The organism is Pseudalkalibacillus sp. JSM 102089 (assembly GCF_041366475.1).
Taxonomy (GTDB): Bacteria; Bacillota; Bacilli; order Bacillales; family Guptibacillaceae; genus Guptibacillus; species Guptibacillus hwajinpoensis_B.
The window spans coordinates 297,527-323,381 of the sequence record NZ_JBEWYW010000003.1 but is presented as its reverse complement, the minus strand read 5'-3'; the positions used below and the strand labels follow the sequence as shown (position 1 = coordinate 323,381).

31 protein-coding genes and 1 other annotated feature are annotated in these 25,855 nt (G+C 39.7%); of the genes, 17 read left to right on the top strand and 14 right to left on the bottom strand.

Going from position 1 to position 25,855, the window contains the following annotated elements; genetic code table 11:
• Window positions 1-12 precede the first annotated feature (12 nt).
• The gene (locus tag ABVF21_RS09950) at window positions 13-429 is read right to left on the bottom strand and encodes a universal stress protein (protein ID WP_303530261.1); all 417 of its coding nucleotides are present in this window, start codon (window positions 427-429) and stop codon (window positions 13-15) included.
• Window positions 430-594: 165 nt separating this feature from the next.
• Between ABVF21_RS09950 and lspA the strand changes: the two genes are divergently transcribed.
• Window positions 595-1,056, top strand: a complete 462-nt coding sequence (gene lspA, locus ABVF21_RS09945) for a signal peptidase II (RefSeq protein ID WP_303530487.1) — start codon at window positions 595-597, stop codon at window positions 1,054-1,056.
• 68 nt (window positions 1,057-1,124) lie between these two features.
• Here lspA and spxA read toward each other — a convergent pair whose 3' ends face one another.
• Window positions 1,125-1,520: a transcriptional regulator SpxA gene (gene spxA, locus ABVF21_RS09940; protein WP_194220443.1), complete on the bottom strand. Its 396-nt coding sequence runs from the start codon at window positions 1,518-1,520 to the stop codon at window positions 1,125-1,127.
• Between the two features lie 260 nt (window positions 1,521-1,780).
• On the opposite strand from spxA, the gene ABVF21_RS09935 reads away from it, so the two are divergent.
• The 3 genes from ABVF21_RS09935 (at window position 1,781) to ABVF21_RS09925 (ending at window position 4,538) form a co-directional block, all read left to right on the top strand.
• A complete protein-coding gene (locus ABVF21_RS09935; protein WP_371018137.1) occupies window positions 1,781-2,983 on the top strand; it encodes an MFS transporter in 1,203 nt (400 codons plus the stop codon).
• An 86-nt stretch (window positions 2,984-3,069) separates the two neighbouring features.
• A complete protein-coding gene (locus ABVF21_RS09930) occupies window positions 3,070-3,237 on the top strand; it encodes a hypothetical protein (RefSeq protein ID WP_194220445.1) in 168 nt (55 codons plus the stop codon).
• Window positions 3,238-3,410: 173 nt separating this feature from the next.
• Window positions 3,411-4,538, top strand: coding sequence for a M14 family metallopeptidase (locus tag ABVF21_RS09925; RefSeq protein WP_371018136.1), 1,128 nt, complete (start codon window positions 3,411-3,413; stop codon window positions 4,536-4,538).
• 44 nt (window positions 4,539-4,582) lie between these two features.
• Here ABVF21_RS09925 and ABVF21_RS09920 read toward each other — a convergent pair whose 3' ends face one another.
• Entirely contained in the window at window positions 4,583-4,882 is a 300-nt protein-coding gene (locus tag ABVF21_RS09920; protein ID WP_194220447.1) for an MTH1187 family thiamine-binding protein, read from the bottom strand.
• Window positions 4,883-5,061: 179 nt separating this feature from the next.
• Here ABVF21_RS09920 and ABVF21_RS09915 point away from each other — a divergent pair, with 179 nt between their 5' ends.
• Complete coding sequence (locus tag ABVF21_RS09915) at window positions 5,062-5,358, top strand: hypothetical protein (protein ID WP_371018135.1); 297 nt, start codon at window positions 5,062-5,064, stop codon at window positions 5,356-5,358.
• A 79-nt stretch (window positions 5,359-5,437) separates the two neighbouring features.
• Entirely contained in the window at window positions 5,438-5,722 is a 285-nt protein-coding gene (locus tag ABVF21_RS09910) for a putative quinol monooxygenase (protein ID WP_371018134.1), read from the top strand.
• 153 nt (window positions 5,723-5,875) lie between these two features.
• Here ABVF21_RS09910 and arsC read toward each other — a convergent pair whose 3' ends face one another.
• The 3 genes from arsC to ABVF21_RS09895 are packed head-to-tail and all read right to left on the bottom strand — an operon-like array spanning window position 5,876 to window position 7,976.
• Window positions 5,876-6,298, bottom strand: coding sequence for an arsenate reductase (thioredoxin) (gene arsC / locus ABVF21_RS09905; RefSeq protein WP_194220449.1), 423 nt, complete (start codon window positions 6,296-6,298; stop codon window positions 5,876-5,878).
• 27 nt (window positions 6,299-6,325) lie between these two features.
• Window positions 6,326-7,618, bottom strand: a complete 1,293-nt coding sequence (locus ABVF21_RS09900) for an arsenic transporter (protein ID WP_242057334.1) — start codon at window positions 7,616-7,618, stop codon at window positions 6,326-6,328.
• 13 nt (window positions 7,619-7,631) lie between these two features.
• The gene (locus ABVF21_RS09895) at window positions 7,632-7,976 is read right to left on the bottom strand and encodes an ArsR/SmtB family transcription factor (protein ID WP_194220450.1); all 345 of its coding nucleotides are present in this window, start codon (window positions 7,974-7,976) and stop codon (window positions 7,632-7,634) included.
• 268 nt (window positions 7,977-8,244) lie between these two features.
• Between ABVF21_RS09895 and ABVF21_RS09890 the strand changes: the two genes are divergently transcribed.
• Window positions 8,245-8,340: a YjcZ family sporulation protein gene (locus ABVF21_RS09890; protein WP_142329528.1), complete on the top strand. Its 96-nt coding sequence runs from the start codon at window positions 8,245-8,247 to the stop codon at window positions 8,338-8,340.
• A gap of 130 nt (window positions 8,341-8,470) precedes the next feature.
• Here the strand turns inward: ABVF21_RS09890 and ABVF21_RS09885 are convergent, their stop codons facing one another.
• Window positions 8,471-9,523 carry a fatty acid desaturase family protein gene (locus tag ABVF21_RS09885; protein WP_303530246.1) on the bottom strand — a complete coding sequence of 351 codons (1,053 nt, stop codon included), beginning with the start codon at window positions 9,521-9,523 and terminating at the stop codon, window positions 8,471-8,473.
• A 163-nt stretch (window positions 9,524-9,686) separates the two neighbouring features.
• Window positions 9,687-9,932, top strand: a binding site (T-box leader).
• Window positions 9,933-9,978: 46 nt separating this feature from the next.
• On the opposite strand from ABVF21_RS09885, the gene ABVF21_RS09880 reads away from it, so the two are divergent.
• Both ABVF21_RS09880 and ABVF21_RS09875 read left to right on the top strand, forming a co-directional pair.
• Complete coding sequence (locus ABVF21_RS09880) at window positions 9,979-10,977, top strand: tryptophan--tRNA ligase (protein ID WP_194220452.1); 999 nt, start codon at window positions 9,979-9,981, stop codon at window positions 10,975-10,977.
• Between the two features lie 86 nt (window positions 10,978-11,063).
• Window positions 11,064-13,490, top strand: coding sequence for an EAL domain-containing protein (locus ABVF21_RS09875; RefSeq protein ID WP_371018133.1), 2,427 nt, complete (start codon window positions 11,064-11,066; stop codon window positions 13,488-13,490).
• Between the two features lie 247 nt (window positions 13,491-13,737).
• Here ABVF21_RS09875 and ABVF21_RS09870 read toward each other — a convergent pair whose 3' ends face one another.
• Together ABVF21_RS09870 and ABVF21_RS09865 are read right to left on the bottom strand one after the other, a co-directional pair.
• Window positions 13,738-14,367: an STAS domain-containing protein gene (locus tag ABVF21_RS09870; protein ID WP_242057335.1), complete on the bottom strand. Its 630-nt coding sequence runs from the start codon at window positions 14,365-14,367 to the stop codon at window positions 13,738-13,740.
• 9 nt (window positions 14,368-14,376) lie between these two features.
• Window positions 14,377-14,580, bottom strand: coding sequence for a hypothetical protein (locus ABVF21_RS09865; protein ID WP_194220454.1), 204 nt, complete (start codon window positions 14,578-14,580; stop codon window positions 14,377-14,379).
• A gap of 377 nt (window positions 14,581-14,957) precedes the next feature.
• Here ABVF21_RS09865 and ABVF21_RS09860 point away from each other — a divergent pair, with 377 nt between their 5' ends.
• The gene (locus ABVF21_RS09860) at window positions 14,958-16,475 is read left to right on the top strand and encodes a BCCT family transporter (RefSeq protein WP_194220455.1); all 1,518 of its coding nucleotides are present in this window, start codon (window positions 14,958-14,960) and stop codon (window positions 16,473-16,475) included.
• A gap of 122 nt (window positions 16,476-16,597) precedes the next feature.
• A complete protein-coding gene (locus ABVF21_RS09855) occupies window positions 16,598-17,296 on the top strand; it encodes a Type 1 glutamine amidotransferase-like domain-containing protein (RefSeq protein ID WP_371018132.1) in 699 nt (232 codons plus the stop codon).
• A gap of 81 nt (window positions 17,297-17,377) precedes the next feature.
• Here the strand turns inward: ABVF21_RS09855 and ABVF21_RS09850 are convergent, their stop codons facing one another.
• Entirely contained in the window at window positions 17,378-18,199 is an 822-nt protein-coding gene (locus ABVF21_RS09850) for an STAS domain-containing protein (RefSeq protein ID WP_303530235.1), read from the bottom strand.
• A gap of 124 nt (window positions 18,200-18,323) precedes the next feature.
• Between ABVF21_RS09850 and ABVF21_RS09845 the strand changes: the two genes are divergently transcribed.
• The gene (locus ABVF21_RS09845) at window positions 18,324-18,653 is read left to right on the top strand and encodes a winged helix-turn-helix transcriptional regulator (RefSeq protein WP_242057336.1); all 330 of its coding nucleotides are present in this window, start codon (window positions 18,324-18,326) and stop codon (window positions 18,651-18,653) included.
• A 45-nt stretch (window positions 18,654-18,698) separates the two neighbouring features.
• Here ABVF21_RS09845 and ABVF21_RS09840 read toward each other — a convergent pair whose 3' ends face one another.
• Window positions 18,699-20,273, bottom strand: a complete 1,575-nt coding sequence (locus ABVF21_RS09840; RefSeq protein ID WP_194220458.1) for a peptide chain release factor 3 — start codon at window positions 20,271-20,273, stop codon at window positions 18,699-18,701.
• Between the two features lie 145 nt (window positions 20,274-20,418).
• On the opposite strand from ABVF21_RS09840, the gene ABVF21_RS09835 reads away from it, so the two are divergent.
• Both ABVF21_RS09835 and ABVF21_RS09830 read left to right on the top strand, forming a co-directional pair.
• A complete protein-coding gene (locus tag ABVF21_RS09835; protein WP_303530233.1) occupies window positions 20,419-20,841 on the top strand; it encodes a flavoprotein in 423 nt (140 codons plus the stop codon).
• Window positions 20,842-21,057: 216 nt separating this feature from the next.
• Window positions 21,058-22,263, top strand: coding sequence for an MFS transporter (locus ABVF21_RS09830; protein ID WP_303530232.1), 1,206 nt, complete (start codon window positions 21,058-21,060; stop codon window positions 22,261-22,263).
• A gap of 113 nt (window positions 22,264-22,376) precedes the next feature.
• Here ABVF21_RS09830 and ABVF21_RS09825 read toward each other — a convergent pair whose 3' ends face one another.
• Together ABVF21_RS09825 and ABVF21_RS09820 are read right to left on the bottom strand one after the other, a co-directional pair.
• Window positions 22,377-22,502 carry a hypothetical protein gene (locus ABVF21_RS09825; protein WP_371018131.1) on the bottom strand — a complete coding sequence of 42 codons (126 nt, stop codon included), beginning with the start codon at window positions 22,500-22,502 and terminating at the stop codon, window positions 22,377-22,379.
• Between the two features lie 272 nt (window positions 22,503-22,774).
• Window positions 22,775-23,062 carry a hypothetical protein gene (locus ABVF21_RS09820; RefSeq protein WP_303530228.1) on the bottom strand — a complete coding sequence of 96 codons (288 nt, stop codon included), beginning with the start codon at window positions 23,060-23,062 and terminating at the stop codon, window positions 22,775-22,777.
• 190 nt (window positions 23,063-23,252) lie between these two features.
• Between ABVF21_RS09820 and ABVF21_RS09815 the strand changes: the two genes are divergently transcribed.
• The gene (locus ABVF21_RS09815; RefSeq protein ID WP_303530226.1) at window positions 23,253-23,459 is read left to right on the top strand and encodes a DUF6007 family protein; all 207 of its coding nucleotides are present in this window, start codon (window positions 23,253-23,255) and stop codon (window positions 23,457-23,459) included.
• A 44-nt stretch (window positions 23,460-23,503) separates the two neighbouring features.
• Here ABVF21_RS09815 and ABVF21_RS09810 read toward each other — a convergent pair whose 3' ends face one another.
• The gene (locus ABVF21_RS09810; protein ID WP_303530224.1) at window positions 23,504-23,974 is read right to left on the bottom strand and encodes a nucleoside deaminase; all 471 of its coding nucleotides are present in this window, start codon (window positions 23,972-23,974) and stop codon (window positions 23,504-23,506) included.
• 175 nt (window positions 23,975-24,149) lie between these two features.
• Here ABVF21_RS09810 and ABVF21_RS09805 point away from each other — a divergent pair, with 175 nt between their 5' ends.
• Together ABVF21_RS09805 and ABVF21_RS09800 are read left to right on the top strand one after the other, a co-directional pair.
• Window positions 24,150-25,154: an SDR family oxidoreductase gene (locus ABVF21_RS09805; protein WP_371018130.1), complete on the top strand. Its 1,005-nt coding sequence runs from the start codon at window positions 24,150-24,152 to the stop codon at window positions 25,152-25,154.
• A 176-nt stretch (window positions 25,155-25,330) separates the two neighbouring features.
• The gene (locus ABVF21_RS09800) at window positions 25,331-25,663 is read left to right on the top strand and encodes a potassium channel family protein (RefSeq protein ID WP_194220467.1); all 333 of its coding nucleotides are present in this window, start codon (window positions 25,331-25,333) and stop codon (window positions 25,661-25,663) included.
• Window positions 25,664-25,855 lie beyond the last annotated feature (192 nt).

The following is a 25,855-nucleotide window of genomic DNA, read 5'->3' as shown; positions in this document are numbered from 1 at the left end:
ATGTTTCGTTCATTATTTGACAACAAGTACAGGGCAGTTTGCCTTTTGAATCACTTGATGACTTACACTGCCGATCACCATTTCTTGAAGAACATTAAGTCCTCTTGTGCCCATGACAACAAGATCACTTTTCGTTTCATTTGCATGATCAATAAGAGTAGTGGAAGGAGATCCATGTAGAATAGTCACGTCATAAGAAACGTTAGCTTCTTCAGCAATTGCTTCTGTGGAGCTTAGTTTCTCTCTTCTCTCCATATCAAGACCGGAGGAATCAGCATGACGTAACGCATCGTGCTTAGATGTTTCACCATCAATGACATATACGATTTCAACATGTCCACCTGTTAGGTTGGCTAATTCAAAAGCCTTTTCAGCTGCTTTTACTGAATCTGTGGATCCATCCGATGCAAGTAAAATCTGTTGATACATTATTACAAAACCTCCAGAGTAATTGACTTGTTACTAGGTTCTATAAGTCCTTACCCTGTATAGAAGTGTGTCAATCAAGCATAAAAGACGAATTGATTGTCAGAGAAGGCAGTCATAAAGGATAATGGTTGAAGATTTAAAAAGGATGTGGACGCGGTGAAACGGATGATCACGATGGTGACCATTTTGCTTGTTATGGATCTTGTAACAAAGCGATGGATTGACTCGATTTTAAACTTGAATGAACAAATTGACATAATCAATGGATTTTTAACCTTTCAGCTTTATTACAATACCGGAGCTACAAGAGGATTGTTAGAAGGATACACAGGTTTATTGATTTTTCTACAAGCGAGTATCGTGCTTCTCCTTATTTATGGATACATACGTGCCACCCCAAAACGCTTTGCTGTGCAGCTAGCTTTTGGCTTACTCATTAGTGGTGGACTTGGGAACTTAATTGATCGTATTCAATATGGTTATGTGATTGATTTTATGAAAGTGAGCTGGAGCGAAGGGATTTTTAATCTTGCTGATACTGAGATCAGATATGGCTTTATTTTAATCCTCGTTCTTTATTTTATGAAAAAATTTACGATTCAAGGATTTGATGATCAGGAGAAATAGCCAAACAAAAGCGAGAGAGGATAAGCCTCTCTCGCTTTTTGTTTCACTTACTCTAAAGGGACAATTTATTATTTTGCTTCTTGAAGAATTTGCTCAAGTTGAAAAGCTCGAACTTTTCTAGGGAGAAAGCTTCTAATTTCGTCCTCGTGGAAGCCTACTTGAAGTCGTTTAGTATCAAGTAAAATCGGGCGTTTTAAAATGCCGGGATTTTCTTTAATCAAGCTGTATAGTTCCTGAAGTGTAAGCTCATCAACCTCTTTATCAAGCGCATCAAAGGCTTTTGAACGCTTCGAGATGATTTCTTCGGTTCCTTTTTCAGTCATACGAATTATAGCTTTAATCTCATCTTCTGTGAGCGGCTTTGCGAACATGTTGCGCTGTTCATAAGGAAGGTTGTGCTCTTCCAGCCACGCTTTTGCCTTTCTGCACGAAGTACAGCTTGGTGATGTGTAAAGTGTAATCATATGTTTGACCTCCAAATGGATTTTACATGGTTCATCTCCATGTTAAGTATACTAAAAAAAGTCGTTGCCTGACTGTAAGTTATGTTACACATTTTCGACGATTATCTATGTGTTAAATTCCTCTTGGTCAAAGTTATTCGATCTAAATAGTGGGAATTTCTTCTAAATGATTAATAATAATAGCCAGCTTTTACTAAGGTATACCCGCTAACGAGAGCAGGCAAACTACGTAAGAAGTTAAGTTTTATTGGAGGATGCTCATGGATGATAAAAAGAAGTGGGATTTGATATCACTTGCTTCAATTCCACTTGTGATGACGCTAGGGAACTCAATGCTCATTCCAGTATTGCCTATAATTGAAAAGAAGCTCAGCATCACATCCTTTAAGGTTTCGATGATCATTACGGTTTATTCTATTGCAGCCATTTTATTAATTCCAATTGCCGGTTATTTGTCCGATCGATACGGAAGAAAAAAAGTGATCATCCCAAGTTTGTTTATCGCTGGGATAGGAGGGCTTGTCACAGGCTGGGCATCATGGTCTCTAGAAAATCCATACGTCATGATTCTTATAGGAAGGGTACTTCAAGGGATCGGATCTTCTGGAGCAGCCCCTGTTGTTCTTCCTCTCGTAGGAGATTTATTCAAAAATGATAAAGATGTAAGTGCGGGATTAGGCTTAATTGAAACTTCAAATACAGTTGGGAAGGTGCTGAGTCCCATTCTTGGAGCTCTTCTGGCATCCTTTCTCTGGTACTTACCTTTCTTGTCCATACCTGTTTTCTCACTTATTTCAATATTACTTGTCATATTCCTTGTTAAGTCACCAGAAAAAAAAGAGGAACCACAAACTTTTTCCTGTTTTTTGTCGTGCTTAAAAAACATTTTTCGAAAAGATGGAAAGTGGCTAACGGCGATTTTTGCAATTGGCGGCGTGATTATGTTTGTTCTTTTTGGCATTCTCTTCTATCTTGCCGGGTTTTTGGAAAATGAATTTCAAATTGTAGGTGTAAAAAAAGGAGGGGTTATTGCTATTCCGCTTGTTGCTCTTTCATTAACTTCCTATGTGACGGGAAAACGTATTGGTGAGAATAAGAAAACGATGAAATGGTGTATTTTCATTGGTTTATTCATTCTGGCAGCATCGACATTAACCGTCTCATTTACGGAACGACTCTGGTTGATGTTACTGATTTTATTTGTGGGTGGAGTTGGGATTGGAATGTCTCTACCTTGTCTTGATGCCCTTATCACAGAAGGTGTAAAAAAAGAAGAACGTGGAACAATTACATCTCTTTATAGCTCGACTCGCTTTCTTGGCGTAGCGGCAGGTCCACCGATATATGCATTGCTTATGAAGCAGTCTCATGAAGTTGTTTTCTATGCTTCAGCAGGTGTAACAGCAATTGCAATCCTTCTTTGCTTTGTTTCCATTAAGCCTGAAACCAACACAGATGTTTAGAGTGGTGAGATATAGGGTAAATATATAACCCCCACGAAAAACGAAAAGTAAGGAATAAATGGAAAAATAGAAAGAGGGAATGAATAATGTCATTAGAATTAATTCTACAGTTCTTAATGTTAAGTATAGGCTTTATAGCGGTAGCAGCACTATTTCTCAACGTTGATAAAAAGCGTACACAAAAGCGTTTAGAATTAGAGCTTGCTGAATATGAACAATCGCATCAAGTATCAAAATACGAGAAGAACAAATAAGATGGAGACTCTGAAACGAGTTTTCATCTTTTTTTGTATCTTGCTTAATGGAAAGGTAGAAAGATTCCTGATGTTTGACCTCTTAGAAGTTTGATAATTACGGATAGTGGTATGAGAAGGTTAGTTAACCAATTTAGCAACGGTACAATAGAATGCAAAGGAGATTATTCGTTATGACACTTCAAACAGATCACTATTTTGCTAAAAATTACGAACAGTCACGTGAGACATTTCGCAGTCACCTTGAGAAAATCCAAAAGAAATGGCCTTCCGCGACCTTATCAACAAAGTCAATTGGGAAAGAAGAAGATAATACAATCGATATGATTTACTCTGAAGCCCTTACATCAAACGATCGTGTTTTATTCTTCACTTCAGGCGAGCACGGGATAGAAGGCTATGCTGGAGCAGCGGTTATCCATATGTTTGTAGAAGAATATCTTGATCAAATCGATCCTTCAACGACAGGGATTTGCCTGATTCATGCCCTTAATCCGTGGGGTATGCGGCATTTTCGACGGGTTACAGAAAATAATGTTGATCTAAACAGAAATTACTTTTATGACGAAAATTCAATTCGTAGAGACGTGAATAAAAATTATGCTAAGGAAAGCGACTTATTTCTTCCAAATGGTAAAATCACTGATTTGCAAGCAGAGAAGCACAAGCTATATGCACAGTTGATTAAAGGGCTAGCAAAGGAAGGATACGCAGGATTAAAAAAAGCAAAGGGAATGGGCCAATTTGAATTTGAGCGCGGTGTCTATTACGGAGGTTCAATAGCTGAAGAATCAGCTCTTTTCTTAAAGGATATACAAGAAATGTTGTTAGGAACTTATCCTGGTGTTGTCCACATGGATTGGCATACAGCTCTTGGACCAACAAATGAAATAACAATGGTGATCTCAGAGAATGATGGAAGAGACGTGAAGGAGTTACAAGAAGCGTACAATCTTAACAACGTCGAAAAGTATACTCCTGAAAAAGTTAAAGGGGATTCTACGAATCATTTCTACAAATTAAAAGAAGAAGCTTACCCAGAAACATATCTTCTATCGGCTTTGTTTGAGTTCGGAACGTTTGGAACAGACAAACAGGCTGAAATTCGCGAATTTATGACGATTATTTTGGAAAATCATTTGTATTTTGAAGGGGCAGAATCAGTTGATGATATTCAATGGATTCTAGGAGAATTCGAAGCGATGTTTTACCCGGATGATTCCGAATGGAGAGAATCAGTTGTCAATGAGGCACGCCATGGAATAGAGGGAGTTTTAAAGAAAGAAGAAATTCTAAGTTAGAAATAAAAGGAGGGAGCGAATGATTCGCTCCCTCCTTTTTGTTATTACCCAATTGAACTTCGCACTTCATTCACTTGACCATCAATTGAAAGAGGCCGGTCTTCTCTTTGTTCAATCTTAATATTTGTGATAACACGATCTGTACCTTTTCCTAGAGCACTTGTATGAATGTCTCTTGCTAATTCAAAGAGTTCATCGACGTTTCCTTCAAAGACAGTAGAGGTTGGTCCAATATGGTAAGTGAATCCTTCTTTCTCAGCTAACTTTACAGCTTCTGTTACAAAATGATTCATGCTCGTTTGACTTGTTCCTACAGGTGTAACACTGATTTCTAATAGTGCCATACTTAATCTTCTCCTTCTCTTGTAGTCATAGTAGTCTATTGACGGATTTTCTCTAATCCAAACGTTAATAGAAGGATACGATGTAAAAGAATTAATGAAACTTCCTTTATTTTCAAAAAAACGAAACGAAAGAGACACCTCATTCGTATAAATAGAAAAGAGCTCGGGAGGAATGCTGCATGATGAACTTTTTTCTTATGTTGGTAGCTTTTGTTGCCTCTTTAACTGGATTCAATTGGTTAATGGGCTATCGGAAAAATTATATCCAGATTGATCTAGATGAACGCTATATTGACTACAATGAATACGTAAGGGCACTTAAGAATGAGTTGAGTGGGCAAGGAAAAGAGGTCGAGTATTTAGGGAATCGTAAATTCAAGATCGATGGAAAGAGATATGTGTTTATTGAACGCAATGTCACCATGGGGGGAGTTCCACTTCAGCGCACTATCTTAAAGCCGGTTCTTAAATCATAACAAGCACCTCAATTGCTATAATAAGTTGAAGCTACTATGCTTATCCTATTCTTAAATAAGCATTGGAGGTAGTAAACTTATGGAACAAATTGCGGTTACGGCGATTTTAAAGCCTAAAACAGGTGAAGAAGAGAATGTCTTAAGTGTCCTTCAAGAAGTTCGGAGAGATTCAAGGAATGAAGAAGGGAATATTCAATATGACGTTCATCAATCTATAGAAGATACAACGTTTGTGATCTATGAAGTGTGGGAAAATCAACAGGCGATTGAAACGCACATTAGCTCAGAGCATTATGAGAAGTATCGCAAGGATATCGGTGACCTTATTAATAGCCGAGAAGTTTATAAAATGAAGAAACTTTAAAGTATCCTCCTTTTCATTTCCGCGGAAATAACTGAGATATCGCGTATATAGTTGGTTTTTCGTAGGAATAATGACGAAAATCGCTGAATGAGCCATAATAATAGCATTAGAAAAGCACCTCGGATCCCGAATCCGAGGTGCTTTTCTAATAAATTAACGTCCTTCTTTTGCAAAACGTGCGATACGTTCTTCAATTTCATCACGTACTCGCTGGAAGAAAGCCCATTTCTCTTCTTCTGTGCCTTCTGCTTTAGCTGGGTCATCAAATCCCCAATGTTCACGCTTTACATGCGCTGGTGTTCTCGGGCATTTATCATTCGCATCACCACAAAGCGTAACTACAAGATCCGCATTGTTTAGAAGATCCATATCAATCATGTCGGATGTTTGTGATGAAATGTCGATCCCTGACTCTTTCATTGCTTTAACAGCATTAGGGTTGAGACCATGGGCTTCAATCCCCGCAGAATAAACATCGTATTCATCACCTAAGTGTTTTTTACCGAATCCTTCAGCCATTTGGCTTCTGCATGAATTACCTGTACATAAGAAATAAATTGATTTTTTGTTAGACATATATTGTTCTCCTTTTTAAATTAATATTTAGATGATTAGTAGCCAGAAATAAAGGCCTAGTAACGTAATGAGTAGAGTTGGTACTGTTAAAATAACACCAATTTTAAAGTAGTATCCCCACGATATTTTGACACCCTTTTGGGAGAGAACGTGAAGCCATAATAGTGTTGCAAGTGACCCAATTGGCGTAATCTTTGGACCTAAATCAGATCCAATAATATTCGCGTAAATAAGGGCTTCGCGCATTGTACCGGTCGTTGATGTTGCTTCAATCGCTAGTGCATCAATCATAACAGTTGGCATGTTATTCATAATTGAGGATAGGATTGCAGCGATGAAGCCCATCGAGACGGTTCCTACGAGCAAACCTTGATCTGCTACTGATTGGATGACATTTGCAAGAATATCTGTTAGTCCCTGGTTACGAAGGCCATAAACGACCACATACATTCCTATTGAGAAGAAAACAATCGCCCATGGGGCCCCTTTGATGACGTTCATCGTTTCAACCGCTTTACTGCGTCTACCCATTAGTAGAAAGAAGATCGCGACGATTCCTGCGATAATCGATACGGGAACTCCGATAAATTCACTGGCGAAATAACCGACAAGGAGAATCGCAAGGACAAACCAGGAGAGCCTAAACATTCTGCTGTCTTTAATCGCTTCATGTGGAACGCGAAGCTGGTTAACATCATAATTTCCAGGAATATCTTTTCGGAAGAACAGATAAAGGACAAGTATACTTGCGCCTAAGGAAAATAAGTTCGGAACAATCATACGTGATGCGTACTCAACAAATCCGATATCAAAGAAGTCAGCGGAAACGATATTCACAAGGTTACTCACAACAAGTGGAAGTGAGGTTGTATCGGCAATAAATCCACTTGCCATAATGAATGGGAAAATCATCTTTTCCTTAAAGTTTAAGTTACGTACCATCGCAAGAACAATTGGCGTGAGAATAAGGGCAGCTCCGTCATTTGCAAATAAAGCGGCAACGACAGCTCCGAGTAACGAGACGTAAATGAACATGCGAAGTCCGTTTCCTTTGGCGATTCGTGCCATGTGAAGCGCCGCCCATTCAAAGAATCCAATCTCATCAAGAATAAGAGAGATTAGAATGATGGCAATAAAAGCAAAGGTAGCATTCCATACAATCCCTGTTACGGTGATAACATCTTGAAAATCTACAACACCGACTAATAAAGCAAGCAATGCGCCTCCACAAGCAGACCAGCCAATACCCAGGTTCTTAGGTTGCCAAATAACGAGTACTAAAGTAAGGATGAAAATAAGAATAGCGAGTGTGACTGTCAATCTAATACCTCCATTAATCGCAACATATGCGTAGTCCTTTTTGTTCTAGCTCATACAGTTTATCCTTTTGTTCAGGAATGAAGGTTAAAATACTCTGAATCACTATAAAGGCTTCATGATCTGCATTTAATGAATAGAATACCCACTGGCCCTTTTTGCGTTCTTTCACTAAACCAGAGTCTCTCAATTTTCTTAGGTGCTGACTGATAGAAGGTTGGCTCATTTGCAATACTTCTACAAACTCACAGACGCAGCATTCACCATCTTTTAAAAGGCCAACTATCGTTAAGCGCGTTTTATCACCAAGTAATTTAAGGACAGAAGCAGCCTGATCGATTTCAATCATTGTGTTCTCCATTTCTTCACCTCCACAAATCATTATATAAGCATATACTTATATAATCAAGCGCATTTAAAAAAGTTACGAAGTTTAGAAAACGGAGGAAGAGCTTGTGGTAATCGTTGCTTCCAAATCCTTGTTCGATTAGCATTCTTTATCATAGCCAACTGTCTTGTGTTGAACGATAAGGTTAGAAAAGTCTCCATAAAACTAAACGAATGCCCATCCATTCAAAAGGAAGCTGCATAGTATGAAGTAATCCAAGATGGAAAGGAGGTCATACTCCATGGGATACGGTTACGGCAGTGGGTTTGCTCTAATTGTAGTGCTGTTTATTCTCCTTATCATCGTAGGTGCAGCTTTTGTTGGAGGAGGCTACTAATTCTCGGAACATAAGCTGTATTCAACAGGGAATTTCTGTTGAAGAAGCACGGGTTGAATAATAAATGCGCAAGAAGGCTGATTAACTTTAAATCAGCCTTTTCTTGTATAGAAAGATTGAACAAGCTCATTTAATCAGTTGTCTTTTTCGGGAGAATGGATTTTGGGTATAGCTTGTTACCTAGTGAACCGTAGGTCTCACTCGTTCTCGGATCAATTAAATTTGTCTGTTCATGATAAACACGAGGCGTATGCCAGAGAGTGATGAGGGCTCTTGTCATTGGCATCTCGTGGTATCGATCTGGCCACATTGTTTTAATCTTCTCTTTCACAAGTGGATAATATTTCGGATTCATCCCAGGAAACAGATGATGTTCTGTGTGATACGAGAAGTTGAAATGAAGAATGTCCACTATTTTTGGTACTGTAACGGTGAGACTGTTCGCAAGCGGATCATTAATAGGTGTTAATGGATTTAATCTGTGATTTGTTGAAATATATGCCATTACAATGAAGTTTGCGATAAGAAGTGGAATGAAATAAGCAAATATCCAATTTCTTATCCCGAACACGAAGATAAGGCTGATCCATGTTACCCAGGGCAAAATCATTTGTAGAAAAACGTCACGTTGCTTGTTGGGCGCAAATTCTTTTACATAAGTAAAAAACATTTTAATCGAATGGGCGGTAAATTGAACAGTTAATGAAATAAAGGCAAAGAACGAACGGATAAATAACGGGAGTCCGTAAATCCATTTGAACATTTTCATTCTCGAAATACGTTCAAGGGTCGGCCATGCATCTGGATCATTAGTATCATGCTGAGTATGTACGTGGTGATTTAGGTTGTGCCATTTTCTCCAAAGTTTTGGGCCAGTACTTAATGGCCAGAACGCAATTGCGCCTAGAATATCCCGGAGCAAGGCATTTCTTACAACGGTTCCATGTAGAATTTCATGGCCAAGAAAACCAAGTCCGGCAAAGCAAGCGCCAATAATAAATGAAAGGACAAGTGATATGAGGGTAGGTAATGGGTTGGATGCAATGATCAAGAAACAAGTCAATGTGATGACGATATATATAAATCCCCCGAAGAGTCGAACTGGAACAGGCTTAAATGCTTCAGGTGGAAGGTGTTTCTTAATCCGAGCAGCATACCAGCTGAATGAGTGTAGATCGTTCATCATGATCTCCTTTCGAAAAGCGAGAATGCTTTAGAGTAAATGTTATTTAAGTGAAGAAATAAGCATATAAGTCAATCATGTACCTGATTCAGAAGAAATATTCAAATGAAAATCAGGAAATGTATTGATTTCAAATAAGGGTCACGGTAGAATAAGAAAAAATAACCAGGCAATGAAGAAGAAGAGTAGTCTCGAGCCGTACTTTAGAGAGCTGGTGGTAGGTGGAAACCAGTGTGCGCAACAGATGAATGGGCTTCTGAGCTACCGAACTGAACAGTAAAGTAGGATTCGGCGGAACGTCTTACCGATACAAGAGACACCTTATTGAAATAGGTTTCATTCTGTAAGGGTAAGCGCGTTTACGCTTGTAAACGAACAAAGGTGGCACCACGGGTCTCTCGTCCTTTTTAGAGGATGAGAGGCTTTTTGTGTTGTCTAAAATGATGGAGGGCCATATGAAAAAGACGATCTTAACAGGTATTAAGCCGACTGGAAGAGTTCATTTAGGAAATTACATTGGAGCGATTAAACCAGCTTTAAAACAAGCGAAGAATGAGGACCTTGACCCTGTTTATTTTGTCGCAGATTACCACGGATTGACGAAAATACGAAATCAGCAGCAGATGGAAGAATTATCGTATGGGATTGCAGCTACGTGGCTTGCACTCGGACTTGATCCAACAAAGGTGATTCTTTATCGTCAATCGGATGTACCAGAAATCTTTGAATTATCGTGGATTTTGGCTTGTTTTAGCCCTAAAGGATTAATGAATCGGGCGCATGCCTACAAAGCAATTGTGGAGAAAAATCGTGAGGGAAATCGAGAGGAGGATGAAGGGGTGAATATGGGGGTATTCACTTATCCCATTTTAATGGCGTCTGATATTCTTATGTTTCAAACCGATTTCGTCCCTGTAGGGAAGGACCAGATTCAGCATGTGGAAATCGCAAGGGATATAGCCGCTGCTTTTAATTTTCAATTTGGAGAAACGTTCACGTTGCCAGACTATATTGTCGATAAAAACACGTCCGTACTTCCTGGACTTGACGGAAGAAAAATGAGTAAAAGCTATCACAATACGATTCCATTGTTTGAAGAGCCGGATCAGCTTAAAAAGTTAATTAATCGCATTACAACGGATTCATCTGACCCATCAGAACCAAAGGATCCGGATACATCAACGGTATTTGCACTTTATAAAGAATTTGCTAGTGATGCCGAAACGATTGAAATGAGAAAAAAATTCAAAGAAGGGATCGGATGGGGGGAAGCGAAAAAAGAACTTTTTCATGTTATGGATGATTTCTTAGCTGAACCTCGAGAGAAGTACCATTACTATATGGTTCATAGAGATGAGCTTAATCAAATTCTTGAAGAGGGCGCTAGGAAAGCAAGAGCTAAAGCGGAGCCGTTTTTGAAAGATGTGAAAAGCAAGCTAGGCATTCGACGATAGTATGCTAAAAACCTTAACGTATTGTTCTCATATGCCGATAAAGGTCATATATAAATTTTTTATGATAACTTCGGAGGCAAAACACTATGATTGAAATGTCAGGAGAATATAATTGGTGGATCGTCTTACTATCGGTAGTGATCGCCGTCTTCGCTTCATATAGTGCGCTAGATCTCGCAGGTAGAGTTTCCTATTCGAAAGGGATTCGCAAGTGGGTATGGGTCATAGGTGGGGCAGGCGCAATGGGAATTGGAATATGGTCGATGCATTTTATCGGCATGCTTGCTTTTTCAATGTCGATGCCAATGACCTATGATGTTCCACTCGTTGCTCTGTCTATTTGCGCGTCCTTCATTGGATCTTTTATTGCTCTTGTCGCAGTTGGAGGAAAGGAACTAACGATTAAAAGGTTAGGTGTTGGAACGGTCTTTATGTCTGGAGCTATTATCGCTATGCATTATATAGGTATGGAAGCAATGGAGAACGTCACTATCGTTTACAATCCATGGCTACTCATTCTTTCAACCCTTATCGCAATAGGTGCTTCATTTACAGCGTTAAAATTAGCTTTTACCCTTTCTAGACCAAAAAAATATCGTCACTTAATTTTACTAAAGTTAGGCAGCGCAAGTATTATGGGAATTGCCATTGCAGGGATGCATTATGTTGGACTAGAAGCCGCGACCTTCTATATGGCCATGGCGCATCATCAACCCCTTCTAGAGGGGCTAGATACATCCGCTCTTTCCATTGCTATTGCCGTAGGTACGTTGTGCGTTCAAACGATCTTAATTTTTGGTGTTGTGACTGAACGAAAATTGATTAAACAGTCAATTGAGATGAAGGGGAATGACTATCGTTTACGGTCACTGCTGACATATAGCATTGATGCGATCCTCACTTTGACAGTAGATGGGAAAATTCGTTCGCTCAATCCTGCAGGTGAAAAACTATTTCGGGTAAAAAAAGATGAATTAAGCCATGTAAATCCAATGGATTTTTTCGAAATTGAAGAATTAGAGAGAGTGAGTCACTATTTTCTTTCGGTGCATGAAACGAGGCAGGCTGTCAGTTTCAATACAAAGGTCTTTACGTTTGACGGAGAAGTTAACGATTTAAATGTGACGTTTGTTCCCATTTATTTAAATGATCGTCTTGATCGAATCTACGCCATTACAAAAGATATAACGAAGCAAAGAAAAGCAGAGCAAAAAACACATCAGATGGCATATTTTGATGCCTTAACGTCATTACCAAATCGTCGTTCATTTGTTGAATACCTAGAGAACTGCCTTAGGAAAGTAGATGGACCAGCAGATCTAGCTGTTATGATGCTGGATCTTGATCGTTTTAAAGTTATTAATGATGCTCTTGGTCATAATGCAGGTGATCTTTTTCTTTGTGCAGTATCCGAGCGTCTGCAAAAATGCGTGGACCCATATGGTTTTCTCGCGCGCCTTGGAGGGGATGAATTCGTAATTGTACTCGATGGATTTAAACATATCTATCCTGATGAGCTTGCAAATCAGATTATTGAAGCATTTGAAAAGCCGTTTCAGGTTAGCTCTCACGAACTGTCCACTTCGGCAAGTATCGGCATAGCAGCTTCACCTGGGGACGGCACAAACGTTGAATCATTGATGAAGCATGCCGATATTGCGATGTATTCCGCAAAAGGCCGGAATCGCAAGAAATACCAATTCTATTCAACATCCATGGGACAAAAAAGTGAATTGAGATTAATAGAAGAAAGTTCGCTTCGAACAGGTCTGATCAACAAGGAATTCATTTTACATTATCAACCCCAGGTGAAATGTACGGATGGTTCACTTTCAGGTGTCGAAGCTCTCGTTCGCTGGAAATCTGGAAATGGAGAACTACGATTTCCGGGCGAATTCATCTCACTGGCGGAAGAGACGGGACTTATCGTCGAACTTGGTCGTCAAGTGCTTGATATGGCTTGTGAACAGGCGAAGAAATGGTGTGAGAGCGGTTATCCGCTTCGTGTTTCAGTTAATCTTTCTGCCAAGCAATTTCAAAGTGATGAACTAATTACCACGATTAAAGAAACGCTACACAAGTATTCTCTCGATCCAGCGTTGTTAGAGCTTGAAGTAACAGAGAGTATGACAATGGAAAACTCCACGCGCTCGTCGTGGATGATCACATCCCTTCGCGACCTTGGAGTGAGTATCTCAATAGATGATTTTGGCACAGGTCATAGTTCGTTAAGCTATCTTAAAGATTTTTCGATCAATCAAGTAAAAATCGATAAGTCCTTTATTGATGAGCTAACGCAAAATGTGAAGTCTGACCAGATTACGAGTGCGATTATTGCTATGAGCAAGCAATTAAAACTGCACGTCATTGCAGAAGGTGTAGAAACGATTGAACAAGCTGATTTTCTATCCGCAAAAGGCTGTGATAGTATTCAGGGCTATTACTACAGCAAGCCGGTTCCACCTCAACTAATTGAAGATACCTATTTGAACTTGGCACCATCACCAGCTTAATCGATTTAACGAACAGGAAGTTTATCAACAAGTGGATAAACTTCTTTTTATTTTAGCTTTTACTGTGGATTCTCGATTTTTGGCTCAGGCGATTGGCATGAATACTGGAGATATGGGCTTTATAATAATGAGGAGTCATCCGAAAATGTTCAGAATGTTTACAGCATGATTTTACAATGATTGAAGAAGTTTCTTATTCAAGGAAATCAACATAAAAACAAAGACTGCCAATTGGCAGTCTTTGTTTTTATGTTTTGATTAAACTATATCCGATCCAGTGCAAAGCCTGTTGAAGATTTGATTTTACAACAATTTGGTCAAAGTCACTTGAAGCTTGAACCGCTTTTATAGCGAGATCTGGCCGAATCCCTGTTACGATCATTTGGACACCGACGAGCTTAAGAGAGTCTCCTATTTTAAGAAGATTCGTCGCACTTTGGCTGTGAATCTTAACTAGACCTGATAAATCGAAAATGAGGTAATCAAGGTTGTTCTTTGCACTCTCAGCGAGAGCGCGTTCCATTAATCGCTCTGTCCGAACTTCATTAACGTCTCCGATGATCGGAAGAATGGCTACTTCGTCGGAAATGGGAACGATGGGCACAGAAAGTGATTCGATTTCCGTATTCGCTCTTTCTAATTCAAGGACATTTCCAAGAAGGTTGGCCATCGCTTTAAATAAATCAACGTGATCTTGGGTGTAGTGAAATGGTTTAAGATCAAGACCACATAAAGTACCGTAGTTATCTCCGTTTCTATAATAAATGGGCACCCCAATTAATGAGCCACCACCGAGATCTTTGGTTACTTCCATATCTTTGGTTGAATCATGAGTTGCTAAATCATCAATAATAAGGGGTTCACGACCGCCTTTCACGATGAATTGTCAGTAGGAATCTCGATATAAGGTTTCAAAACCTGACTCCAGAATAATTTCATCACGGTTGAATGAGGAAATAATGTCAACATCAGTCTTATCGTTTTTGGCTACAAAAAATGTATTTACGCCAACGAATTTACTCATAACCTCTAAGACATCTTGAGATGCATCTTCTATTGAAGTATAGGTAGGGATATTAGAATGAATCATTTCATACACCTCTTTTCTCATTCATCTAAAAAATCTTATATATCTATACTAACTTAACATGAAGCTGATAGATAGAAAAAATACTATGAAATATGATTGTAAGTTGAAAGATTACATTCGATAGAGGTGAAAGAATAGAAGATATGAAATAAATTTTCATTCATTTCACAATTTCTGGATTAGATTTTGATGATTAGGGTATCAGTAAAATTGGGACATGGAAATTGCAGAAAAAACACGACATCTAAGTAGATGGAAACAAAATGCGTATTGTCTTATTCTCCTATTAAATGGTTTTATCAATAAAGGTAAAGCGTTTAGTTTTCTAGAAGGATAGGGACTTTTACATAGTAAATATTAGTACGAGAGGTGAGTTAATGAAAAATGCTACACTAGTTTTTTGGTATAGTCTTATTGTCTGTTTGCTCGTTGTTTTATGGGGAGCTATTTGGCCGGAGCATTTACAGGAAGTAACATCTACGGCAACCACATACATATCTAGTCGATTTGGGTGGTACTATCTGCTAATTATTGTGGCTATTCTAATCTTCTGTATTTATTTGATTTTCTCTAGATTTAAAGATATTAAGCTCGGTGGAAAAGACGACAAGCCAGAATTCAGCCTGCCAACGTGGTTTGCTATGTTGTTTAGCGCTGGAATGGGAATGGGGATGGTGTTTTGGACAACTGCAGAACCAATTTCTCACGCCTTCAAAAGCAGCCCGAGTGGTGAATTAGGAACAGAAAGAGCCATTGAGGAATCTCTACAGTTTTCTTTTTTTCACTGGGGTGTACACGCATGGGCTGTCTACGCGCTCGTTGCTCTCGTGCTAGCATATTTTAAGTTTCATAAAGGATATCCTGGATTAATTAGCGCTACGCTAACCCCTTTGTTTGGAGAAAAGAGGATGCAGGGGACGCTTGGGTACATGATCGATACTCTTGCTGTTGTCGCTACAGTGGTAGGAGTTGCAGCTACCCTAGGCTTCGGGTCTGCACAAATTAATCAGGGTCTTAAATTTTTATTTAACACACCAGCAAACTTCTCTGTACAGCTGCTGATTCTTGTTATTTCAACAGCGTTGTTTATTGCCTCCGCATGGTCAGGATTAAAAAGAGGGATTAAGTATTTAAGTAACATTAATATGCTTCTAGGATTTGCCCTTATGATTCTCCTCCTAATTGTAGGACCAACGCTTTACATTATGAACATGTTTACGGGTTCTTTAGGCGGTTATATCTCAAACTTTTTTGATATGAGTTTCCACATTGAGCCGATTAACAATGATCAACGCTTATGGGTCGATAGCTGGACGATTTTCTACTGGGCCTGGTGGATTTCTTGGTCTCCATTTGTTGGGATTTTTATTGCGAGAATTTCAAGAGGTCGAACAATAAAAGAGTTTATGCTTGGGGTTTTATTTGTTCCATCTATTGTCTGCTTTATTTTCTTTGCAGTCTTTGGTGTCTCGGCGCTCGATCTTCAGCAGAGTGGAATTGCAACGATTTCGGATTATTCGATTGAGACAGCCACATTTGCGGTTTTACAAGAGTATCCTCTTGGGACCCTGATGTCTTTTATCACGATTTTCGTCATCGCTATCTTCTTCATTACATCAGCAGATTCAGCAACGTTTGTGTTAGGTATGCTGAGTACGACGGGGTCATTAAACCCATCTGCGATGATTAAGATTGTCTGGGGCTTAACGCTTTCCGGTATGGCTGCCATTATTGTGTACTTCGGTGGAACGCAAGGACTACAAAATATGCTGATTCTTGCGGCATTGCCATTTTCAATCGTTGTCCTCCTTATGGGGTATTCCTTCTTTAAAGCAGCAAGCAAGGAAGTATTATCAAAGAGAAAACGAGAAAAGATGCAGCAAAAAGCAGTGTAATTTGTTGAAGAGCTGTGTACCTGATGAATGGTACACAGCTTTTTTTGCAGGAATAAAGCTATTGGATCGGGAATTAATGATCACAGTAAGTCTTATCGTTCGTATGGAAAGGAAGAGACAACGTGAAGCAAATTATAGCCATGGGAGGCGGTGGGTTTTCGATGGAACAGGATAACCCACTCTTAGATACATACATTCTTAATCAAGCAAAGTGTACGAAACCTAAGATATGTTTTATACCAACCGCAAGCGGTGATGCGGAAGGATACATAGCGAAATTCTATGCCTTCTTTGAAAATCAGCTCTGTATTCCTTCTCATTTGTCTCTATTTAAGCCGCGTGAAAATATTGAAAAGTTTCTATTAAATCAAGACATAATATACGTTGGTGGTGGAAATACCAAGAACCTAATGGTGCTCTGGAAAGAATGGGGCTTAGATCATATATTGAAGAAAGCCTGGGAGAAAGGCATCATTTTAGCTGGAATTAGTGCAGGGGCAATCTGTTGGTTTGAAGAAGGACTCACGGATTCGTATGGAGATAAGCTCGAGTCACTGAAGTGTCTTGGGTTTCTAAAGGGGAGTTGCTGTCCCCACTTTGATGGAGAAGAAGAACGAAAACCTGCCTATCATCAAATGATTGATAATGCGCAAATGCAACCAGGAATCGCCCTTGATGATGGAGTAGCCGCTCATTTTTTTGACCAATCGCTTAAAGTAGCTATTAGTTCAAGAAAAGAAGCGAGTGCATATAAGGTTAATAAAAATGAGTCCATTGAAGAAAAGATTGAAACCCTCTACCTTGGTGCAGATCGGTCATGATGAGAAAAGGCGATTGTACTTAGAAAAGCCGCATCTCACGGATAGAGGTGCGGCTTTTCTGGATTGTTTACAGGCTGGAGGTTAACGCTCCAACATTCCTAGTGACTTTAATGCCCCTTCTAGGTTCTGCTCGATAGTCAGAGATTGCAAATCAAGTCCTAGTGATACTACACCTATAGCAACATCAGAACTTACACCTGTCACAATAATTTCAACACCCATCACTTCGAGAGAATCAACGATTTTAAAGAGATGCTGGGTCATCATCGTATCAAGTGTGGCTACGCCTGATAAATCAAGAATCAGCGAGCGGATTTTCTTCGCACTTGATTCCATTAACGTGCGTTCAAGAATGAGATTCGCGCGTTGTTCATCAATTTCACCAATGATCGGGCAAATGGCTACGTTAGAGGAGATTTTAATGATTGGGACAGTTAGTGCATCATCTTGAATATACTGTTTCTGAAGGCTACGAGTTTTTTTATCAAGGTAGCTTTCGGTAAAAAGGTTAATCGAATGATCGATCAAGGGATCTATTAATTTCGATATAGTAATAACATCAGACACTGTCAAAGAAAATGTATGTTGGTGATCTTCCATGTAAGTCAATAAGGACTTTTTCATTGCTGTTATGCTCATTAAAATTGTATCTAAATAAGCAGGGAAGTTTTCTTCCTCTTCAAATCTTTGGAGATCTTCAGATGGATAAGAAATTTCTCCTGCTTCAATGGACTCACCTAGAGAAACTAGAATGCGTTCAGTGAAAGTATAAGAGTTGCCTGGTAGGCTCCGTAATTGAGTGTTCATATCAATTAAATGTCTAGTGTTGGCTGTGATATCATCTATGTTTTGTAATATAGATTGTCCTAAGCGATGGATAGAGTGAGAATATTGTTCGGACATAGAAACTCCCTTCTAGCAATACGGTATACTTGTGGTAAAATAAATTTATTATATGCTTATCTTACTACAATGCACTGTTTTGTGAAGAAGTATATTACTATATACCTGGAGGTGCAGGGTTAAGTTGAACAGGTCTGTAGAAGATATGAAAACGACGCTTGATGTTGTCTGTGGGAAGTGGAAAGCTGTTTTGCTGCTAGAATTAGTGGAGAAGCCTCTTCGGTTTAGCGAGATCAAAAAGGTGATTCCGCGCATACCTCATCAAACGCTTATTAAACATTTGAAAGAACTTGAAGTGGATGGGTTAGTGAATCGTGAGGAATCAGATGATATCCCACCCAAAGTTGAATACTCATTGACGTCTTATGGCTATGAACTTGAACCACTGCTTCACGAGATGGAGAAGTGGGGAAAGACCCATCGCACTCGTTCAGAAGAAACGATTGCAAACTAAAAAGGAGTGTGCAGATGCACGCTCCTTTTTTTTGTATCTTATGGCTTATCTTGATTCTCTTAATGGAATATCCGGATTTTTATCCTGGAACCATCTTAGCGCAAAGTCATTTTGGAATAGAAGAACAGGGCGTTTTAGCTGATCATAGACAAGCATATTACGAACGCTATCTACTTTATCTTCCGGGTTATCCGTTTCAATCCAACGTGCATGCTGGTGAGGCATTGTATCGAACTGAATATCAACATTGTACTCACCTTTCATGCGGTATTCAAAAATCTCAAATTGGAGACGACCGACAACGCCAATAACAATTTCATCCCAGTGAGCGGTACGATAAACTTGAATTGCACCTTCTTCAGAAAGCTGTTGCACACCTTTGTAGAAGTGTTTTTGCTTCATCGCTTTTTGGGCACGTACTTTCGCAAAGTGCTCAGGTGGGAAGGTTGGTAGAGCTCCGAACGAATAAACGTTTTTAGAGCCTACGAGCGTGTCGCCAATTTGATATGTTCCTGAATCATAAAGACCGACAATATCTCCAGGGTACGCTTTTTCAACATTACCTCGGGAGGAGGCAAAGAAAAGCTGACCTTGAGAGAGTTTCAAACTTTTACCTGTGCGCTCAAGCCATGCTTCCATCCCTTTTTCAAAAGTACCCGATACGATTCGTAAAAACGCAACGCGGTCACGGTGAGCAGGGTTCATGTTCGCCTGGATTTTAAAGATAAAGCCTGAGAACGTTTCTTCATCTGGCTTCACTTCGCCTTCAGAACTCTCACGAGGAGCTGGGGAAGGAGCAAGTTCAAGAAAGTGATTTAAGAAAGTTGGAACGCCGAAGCTTGAAATCGCACTTCCGAAAAATACTGGTGTCTGCTTCCCTGATTGCAATGCTTCTTCACTATAAGTTGCACCTGCTTCATCAAGTAGCAAGACGTCTTCTTGAAGTTGATTCACAAGATCTTCGCCAGCTTTTTCTTTAAGGACGGGATCATCTAAATCTGAGATTTGGATCGCCTGTTTATTGTCGCCTTCTGTATCGTAGAATTCAACGGCTTTCTGATGACGATCGTAAACGCCCTGGAACGATTGACCAATACCGATTGGCCAGTTCATAGGGTAAGACTCGATGCCAAGAACTTCTTCAATTTCTTCAAGTAGTTCTAAAGGTTCACGGCCCTGACGATCCATTTTGTTAATGAACGTGAAGATGGGGATACCATGCTCACTAACAACTTTAAAAAGCTTCTTTGTTTGAGACTCAACACCTTTTGCAGCATCAATAATCATTACAACGCTGTCTACGGCTAGGAGCGTACGATACGTATCTTCACTGAAATCTTCGTGTCCTGGTGTATCCAGAATGTTAATCGTATGTCCCTTATAGTTAAAATTCATCACACTCGATGTAACAGATATACCACGCTGTTTCTCGATTTCCATCCAATCTGATGTCGCGTACTTGGAAGATTTTCTTGATTTAACTGTTCCTGTTGAACGGATCTGGCCGCCAAGGAACAAAAGTTTTTCAGTCAAAGTCGTTTTACCAGCATCAGGGTGAGAGATGATCGCAAAGGTCCGTCTCTTCTTTATTTCTTCTTGTAATTCTTTATGGTTACTCATTATGTCAATTAGTCCTTTCAATATCACTTCTTATGTAATATAACATATTCTTACGGTTGTTCCTATTGCATGAAGGGTACGAAAATAGTGAGAAAGGATTCGGTGAAAATAGATCGAAATGAATAGCGAAAGGGGAATGAGCGATATGAGTGGATTTGAAGAATATTTAGATGATTTTCTATCAAGCTGGCGGAAGTCTTCGTTAGATGAAATAAAGTATAAAATAAGCGATACTTATCAGGCGAGAGAAATCTCAAGTCAATCTGAGCTATATGATTTTGGGTATGAGGAATCGATTCAAGGCTGGGATCAAGCGTTTTCGGCTTTTCAAAAAAACGGAACGAAATGGGTACTAAAGAAGCTCGCTGTTACACCGGTTCGAAGAAATGAAATGCTTGCAATTATTTTTGCTTCTATTGAGGTAGATGGCAAACAAAGTGAAACTGGGAGTGTCTTTTTTGATACTTTTCGAAAAGGGGTACAAGGGAATTGGAAGCTTGTGAGAAGTTACATTGAAGCTGGGGTTCCGATTGAACACATCACAGCGTTTCAGACGGAAGAAAAATAGTTAATACATTTGAAGCTCCTGATAAACGGATCCGTTTATCAGGATTTTTTTGTGCAGAGAGCTTGTTATGACTCATTAGGCACTTCAAGGTACCTATATTACAGTAAAGTGCGTACTTACATATCGGCTTGGAAGACTGCATAATCAGTTGTACAGCCGAGAGAGAAGACGTCTTTCTGCTTGGCACTTAAAAAATTTCAAGGAGGAATTCGCTTTATGAGTTCTCAAACACATACAATGTCACATTCGAAAGAAAAATCCAGTGGTACTCTTGCCCTTTTAGCGCTCGCGATTAGTGCATTTGGAATTGGAACAACCGAATTTGTTCCTGTTGGCCTTCTTTCTTCTATTGCAGATGACCTATCGATTTCGATTACACTTGCTGGCCTATTGATTTCAGGTTACGCCATCGGAGTAGCAATTGGTGCTCCGGTTCTAACTGCTTTAACGGGAAAAATGAATCGGAAGACGCTCCTCATGTCATTAATGGTCGTTTTTATCATTGGTAACCTTGTAGCTGGAATATCCACATCATTCGGTTTACTACTCGTTGCCCGATTTATTACAGCATTTTCACACGGGATTTTCTTCTCAATCGGATCAACGATTGCGGCAGACCTTGTTCCAGAAAATAAGCGAGCAAGTGCGATTGCCTTTATGTTTACAGGATTAACTGTCGCGACCGTAACCGGGGTTCCGCTTGGAACATTTATTGGACAAGCCTTTGGTTGGAGAGCAACGTTCCTTGGTGTCGCCCTACTTGGTGTGATTGGGATTATCGCAAGTGCGATTCTCGTGCCAAAAGATTTGAAAGAATCACCGCCAGCGAAATTTAGTGAACAGGTGAAGATCTTAACGAATGGAAAATTACTCTTAGCATTTGCGATTACAGCACTAGGTTACGGTGGTACGTTCGTTGCCTTTACGTATTTAGCCCCACTTCTTGAAGATGTTACAGGACTTAGCGTGAAATTTGTTAGTGTGATTTTGCTCGTTTATGGTGTTGCCGTAGCGATTGGAAATGTCATTGGTGGGAAAGCGTCGGATAAGAACCCATTAAAAGCACTGTTTTGGATGTTCGTAATGCAAGCAATCATTCTCTTAATTATGACGTTAGCCCTTCCATTTAAAGTGGCCGGCATCATTTCGATTTTCTTCATGGGTTTGTTTGCCTTTATGAATGTTCCTGGTTTGCAAGTACTTGTAGTGAATCTTGCTGAAAAATATGTGCCATCTGCCGTTAACGTGGCATCTGCACTTAATATCGCTGCGTTTAACGTTGGAATAGCGATTGGCTCATTTGTTGGAGGCGTCATCGTTGATTCCATTGGTCTAATTCACACGCCTTGGATTGGAGCAATTATGGTTGTCGGAGCGGTCGTGCTTACAGGATGGCTACGAGCTATGGAGAGAAAAGCATAGGAGGATGATGTAGAAAGTTCTTTAGTGTTTAATTCTAAGTTAGTGAAGAAACAATTGAACGGTTGCTGAACAAAGCGATCCCTTTCACGAATGTAGTGGTAGGGATCGTTTATTCATTCATACTGACTAAAGCCATTTTGAAACGCAGCAAGATGATTTTTTGAGGCATCACCAAGCCTTGTCATTACGGTTTGGACATCCTGCGGCAGGTCTGATAGATCCGCTAATTTCTCATACATGGCTATGTTGTCAACTTCTCCTTGAACGCCAGCTTCAAACGCTTCTTTTAACGTTTTGGGAGTGAATGTATACTGGCTAGCCTTATTTTCTAGGGCGGTTATGTTATATCGTGTAATTTTGTTACAGAAGATAACTGGTCAGATCACATGCAAGTAGACGGTAATTTAATTACTGGTCAAAATCCCCAATCAGCCACTAATGATTAAGATCCCCTAGAAGATAGATAAACGAAAAGGACTCCGAATCTCGGAGTCCTTTTCGTTTATATTTTTTACTCTTTATCTTTGTCTTTTTTCTTACCGAAAACTTTTTTAGACGCTCCTTTAAATACATTTGAGGCGGTATCAACAGATTTACCAACGACTTTGTTTCCTGCTTTACTCACATTCTTAACAAAGTCTGTAGAAGCGTCAGCAGCTTTTCCTACAAGACCGCCTTCTCCGCTAACTGACTTCACAATATCGTTCGCTGTGTCAGCGGATTTATTCACAAGATCACTTGCGGTTTTTGATGTCTTCTTCACAATATTATCTTCTTTCGTTGAATTTCCCTCAGACATCTCAATCCCCTCCTTCGCGAATTTTGATACAACATTATGCTATGAACGGAAGGGTACAAATATGATTTTCAAGTAAAACGTCATTTGAATTTGAAATTTCTCCAATCTAATTGCGATAAGAAAAGGTATTCGATATGAAGAAGTGGAAGGATTATTGAATGACTGTGTCTATAAGGAAGTGAAAGGATAGATGAATCATCAGTTGGATGTACGAGGTTTATTAAAGGGCATTGCCATATGGGAAGTAGTATTGTTTCTTCCAGCTATTTTGTTGTTTTCTTATCTGCCTGATGATGGACTGATCGACATCTTTATTAACATAATCATTTTCTTTTGTTGTACAATTGGTCTGTTTGCGATATCAAAGTATGTTCAGCGGTTTGTGAAGAGAAGATAATAAATTACTAAAAAGGAGGATGCGCATCGTGCACATCCTTCTTTTTAGTAGTCTATTCGATTCTTATGCTTTTCCCAGCTTTGAAAAGGTTCGTTCTTCTCATCCATTTCAATATGGTGAAACGGAATGGTTCTTTGTTCAGGCTTTTTCTCAATTTCGTTATAGATCACGGCATCATCAAACCCAGCGTCGGCTGCTTCATTTCTCGATGCAGCAAAATATACGCGGTCTGGGCGAGACCAGTAGATCGCTCCAAGGCACATCGGGCAGGGCTCGCAGCTTGCGTAAACGACACAGCCTTCAAGCTGATGCGTCCCGAGTTTTTGACATGCGTTTCGAATCGCAACGACTTCTGCATGGGCAGTAGGATCATGATCCGTTGTCACTTGATTAAATCCTTCGCCTATAACAACGCCATTTTTGACGACGATTGCACCAAATGGCCCACCGTCATGTTCAGTTACGCTTTTAGATGCTAGCTGGATTGCATGTGTTAACCAATCTTTCTCTGTCATTTCATCACACTCCTGTACCCTAATAATTAGACATATTCCACAGCATTCCCTATAAGATCTAATAAATTTCCATACAGGAGATTGGGATGTTAAGGCGAAGTGTTTTCTTAACGACTAAAGAGCGAGGAGGAGGGATTTTTGATTAATGTAATTACCAAAATAAGGGGGAATGAGAATGGAACTATTAATCCTTGGTGGAACACGTTTTATTGGAAGATATGTAACAGAGAGAGCTTTAGAGAAGGGACATACGGTTACGCTATTTAATAGAGGGACTAATAAGCAACAATTTTCGGAAGTTGAAACGATTATCGGAGATCGTGATGGAGATTTATCCAGTTTAGCGGGAAGAAAGTGGGATGCTGTAATTGATACGTCAGGGTTTATTCCGAGAACAGTGAATAAATCGACGAAGCTTTTACAAGATAGGGTTAATCATTATACATATATATCGAGTGTTTCAGCTTATCAAGATTTCGGAGAAAAGCCATGTACAGAAAGTTCGCCTCTTCAGGAAATCTCAGATACGGAAGCGGAACGTATCACAGCAGGAACAGCTGGACCGATTTACAACGAGCATTATGGTGCACTAAAAGCGAAGTGTGAAGCTGTTGCAGAAAAGAATTTGAATGGTCGGGTTCTTCATATTCGACCTGGACTCGTTGTAGGGCCGTACGATTATTCAGATCGTTTTACTTACTGGGTTAAGCGAATTCACGAGGGTGGTGAAGTTCTAGCGCCAGGAAATCCTGAGCGTCCAGTACAATTCATAGATGTGCGAGATCTTGCTGATTGGGTATTGCGAATGACGGAACAAAGGGTTGCGGGCGCGTACAATGTGACCGGGAGAGAAAGAATGAGTACAATGGGGGAAGTGCTTGCCTCATGTAAAAAGGCGAGTGGAAGTAATGCGGTTTTTCGTTGGGTAAACGAAGAATTTCTTCTTGAAAATGAAATAGCGCCGTGGACGGAATTACCGCTCTGGCTTCCTGAATCAATGAGTGCAGCTGAGACGAATGTTGATCGGGCGCTTCGTGAAGGATTGAGCCTTCGCCCTCTTGAAGAAACGATTCACGATGTTTTAAATTGGCTACCCATTCGAAATGACGAGACCCCACTAAAAGCTGGACTTACAAGAGAGAAGGAGAAAGCACTTTTACGTATGGCGGAATCACGATGACGTTGCCATTCGAAAATGTAGCGATCTTACCTGATTGAGTGAATAGAGGGAAAAGGACAGAGCCTGGCGGCGATCCGTCAGGTTTTTGTTGTTATGCTAGAATAATCTATTGTATGTAGTTGAACGATGTGAGGGAAAAACATTCGATTTTATCAACGAAACAGAAGGAGGTCAAGATGATATCATTTCTTCTTACTTTAAAGAGGATGTTGTCAGCATTATGGAAAGCGATTAAGGATAAAGAATTTCAAGTTCTCTTCTTTCTTACGACGATTACACTCGTCTCTGGAACGATTTTCTATCACACTGTTGAAAGTTGGTCCGTGTTAGATTCGCTTTACTTTAGTGTTGTCACGCTAACAACTGTAGGGTTTGGGGATTTTAGTCCACAAACCGATTTCGGGAAAATTTTCACGATCATTTATTTGTTCACAGGAGTTGGTCTTATTCTTGGATTTATTAATAAGCTTGCTTTACATATGGGGAGAAGTAAAAGAAAACAAGATTAATATGTAGTGATGACAAAGAAAGGGCTCAACTGGAAATGAAGTTGGGCTTTTTTATTATTCATTAGGACGCATTTGATGCGGAGTTTCATCCCTTGCGTTATAACGAATACAAGCATATAATACAAACCGTAACGTTTACGATTTGTAAAAAGCAAGCTATCGGTATAGGTTGTGGATAAGTACCCTATGCAC

Coding starts and splice junctions, on each gene's coding strand:
- ABVF21_RS09950 (WP_303530261.1), bottom strand. CDS start 429: ATGTATCAACAGATTTTACTTGCATCGGATGGATCCACAGATTCAGTA.
- lspA (WP_303530487.1), top strand. CDS start 595: ATGATCACGATGGTGACCATTTTGCTTGTTATGGATCTTGTAACAAAG.
- spxA (WP_194220443.1), bottom strand. CDS start 1,520: ATGATTACACTTTACACATCACCAAGCTGTACTTCGTGCAGAAAGGCA.
- ABVF21_RS09935 (WP_371018137.1), top strand. CDS start 1,781: ATGGATGATAAAAAGAAGTGGGATTTGATATCACTTGCTTCAATTCCA.
- ABVF21_RS09930 (WP_194220445.1), top strand. CDS start 3,070: ATGTCATTAGAATTAATTCTACAGTTCTTAATGTTAAGTATAGGCTTT.
- ABVF21_RS09925 (WP_371018136.1), top strand. CDS start 3,411: ATGACACTTCAAACAGATCACTATTTTGCTAAAAATTACGAACAGTCA.
- ABVF21_RS09920 (WP_194220447.1), bottom strand. CDS start 4,882: ATGGCACTATTAGAAATCAGTGTTACACCTGTAGGAACAAGTCAAACG.
- ABVF21_RS09915 (WP_371018135.1), top strand. CDS start 5,062: ATGATGAACTTTTTTCTTATGTTGGTAGCTTTTGTTGCCTCTTTAACT.
- ABVF21_RS09910 (WP_371018134.1), top strand. CDS start 5,438: ATGGAACAAATTGCGGTTACGGCGATTTTAAAGCCTAAAACAGGTGAA.
- arsC (WP_194220449.1), bottom strand. CDS start 6,298: ATGTCTAACAAAAAATCAATTTATTTCTTATGTACAGGTAATTCATGC.
- ABVF21_RS09895 (WP_194220450.1), bottom strand. CDS start 7,976: ATGGAGAACACAATGATTGAAATCGATCAGGCTGCTTCTGTCCTTAAA.
- ABVF21_RS09890 (WP_142329528.1), top strand. CDS start 8,245: ATGGGATACGGTTACGGCAGTGGGTTTGCTCTAATTGTAGTGCTGTTT.
- ABVF21_RS09885 (WP_303530246.1), bottom strand. CDS start 9,523: ATGAACGATCTACACTCATTCAGCTGGTATGCTGCTCGGATTAAGAAA.
- ABVF21_RS09880 (WP_194220452.1), top strand. CDS start 9,979: ATGAAAAAGACGATCTTAACAGGTATTAAGCCGACTGGAAGAGTTCAT.
- ABVF21_RS09875 (WP_371018133.1), top strand. CDS start 11,064: ATGATTGAAATGTCAGGAGAATATAATTGGTGGATCGTCTTACTATCG.
- ABVF21_RS09865 (WP_194220454.1), bottom strand. CDS start 14,580: ATGATTCATTCTAATATCCCTACCTATACTTCAATAGAAGATGCATCT.
- ABVF21_RS09860 (WP_194220455.1), top strand. CDS start 14,958: ATGAAAAATGCTACACTAGTTTTTTGGTATAGTCTTATTGTCTGTTTG.
- ABVF21_RS09850 (WP_303530235.1), bottom strand. CDS start 18,199: ATGTCCGAACAATATTCTCACTCTATCCATCGCTTAGGACAATCTATA.
- ABVF21_RS09840 (WP_194220458.1), bottom strand. CDS start 20,273: ATGAGTAACCATAAAGAATTACAAGAAGAAATAAAGAAGAGACGGACC.
- ABVF21_RS09835 (WP_303530233.1), top strand. CDS start 20,419: ATGAGTGGATTTGAAGAATATTTAGATGATTTTCTATCAAGCTGGCGG.
- ABVF21_RS09830 (WP_303530232.1), top strand. CDS start 21,058: ATGAGTTCTCAAACACATACAATGTCACATTCGAAAGAAAAATCCAGT.
- ABVF21_RS09825 (WP_371018131.1), bottom strand. CDS start 22,502: ATGTATGAGAAATTAGCGGATCTATCAGACCTGCCGCAGGATGTCCAA.
- ABVF21_RS09820 (WP_303530228.1), bottom strand. CDS start 23,062: ATGTCTGAGGGAAATTCAACGAAAGAAGATAATATTGTGAAGAAGACA.
- ABVF21_RS09815 (WP_303530226.1), top strand. CDS start 23,253: ATGAATCATCAGTTGGATGTACGAGGTTTATTAAAGGGCATTGCCATA.
- ABVF21_RS09810 (WP_303530224.1), bottom strand. CDS start 23,974: ATGACAGAGAAAGATTGGTTAACACATGCAATCCAGCTAGCATCTAAA.
- ABVF21_RS09805 (WP_371018130.1), top strand. CDS start 24,150: ATGGAACTATTAATCCTTGGTGGAACACGTTTTATTGGAAGATATGTA.
- ABVF21_RS09800 (WP_194220467.1), top strand. CDS start 25,331: ATGATATCATTTCTTCTTACTTTAAAGAGGATGTTGTCAGCATTATGG.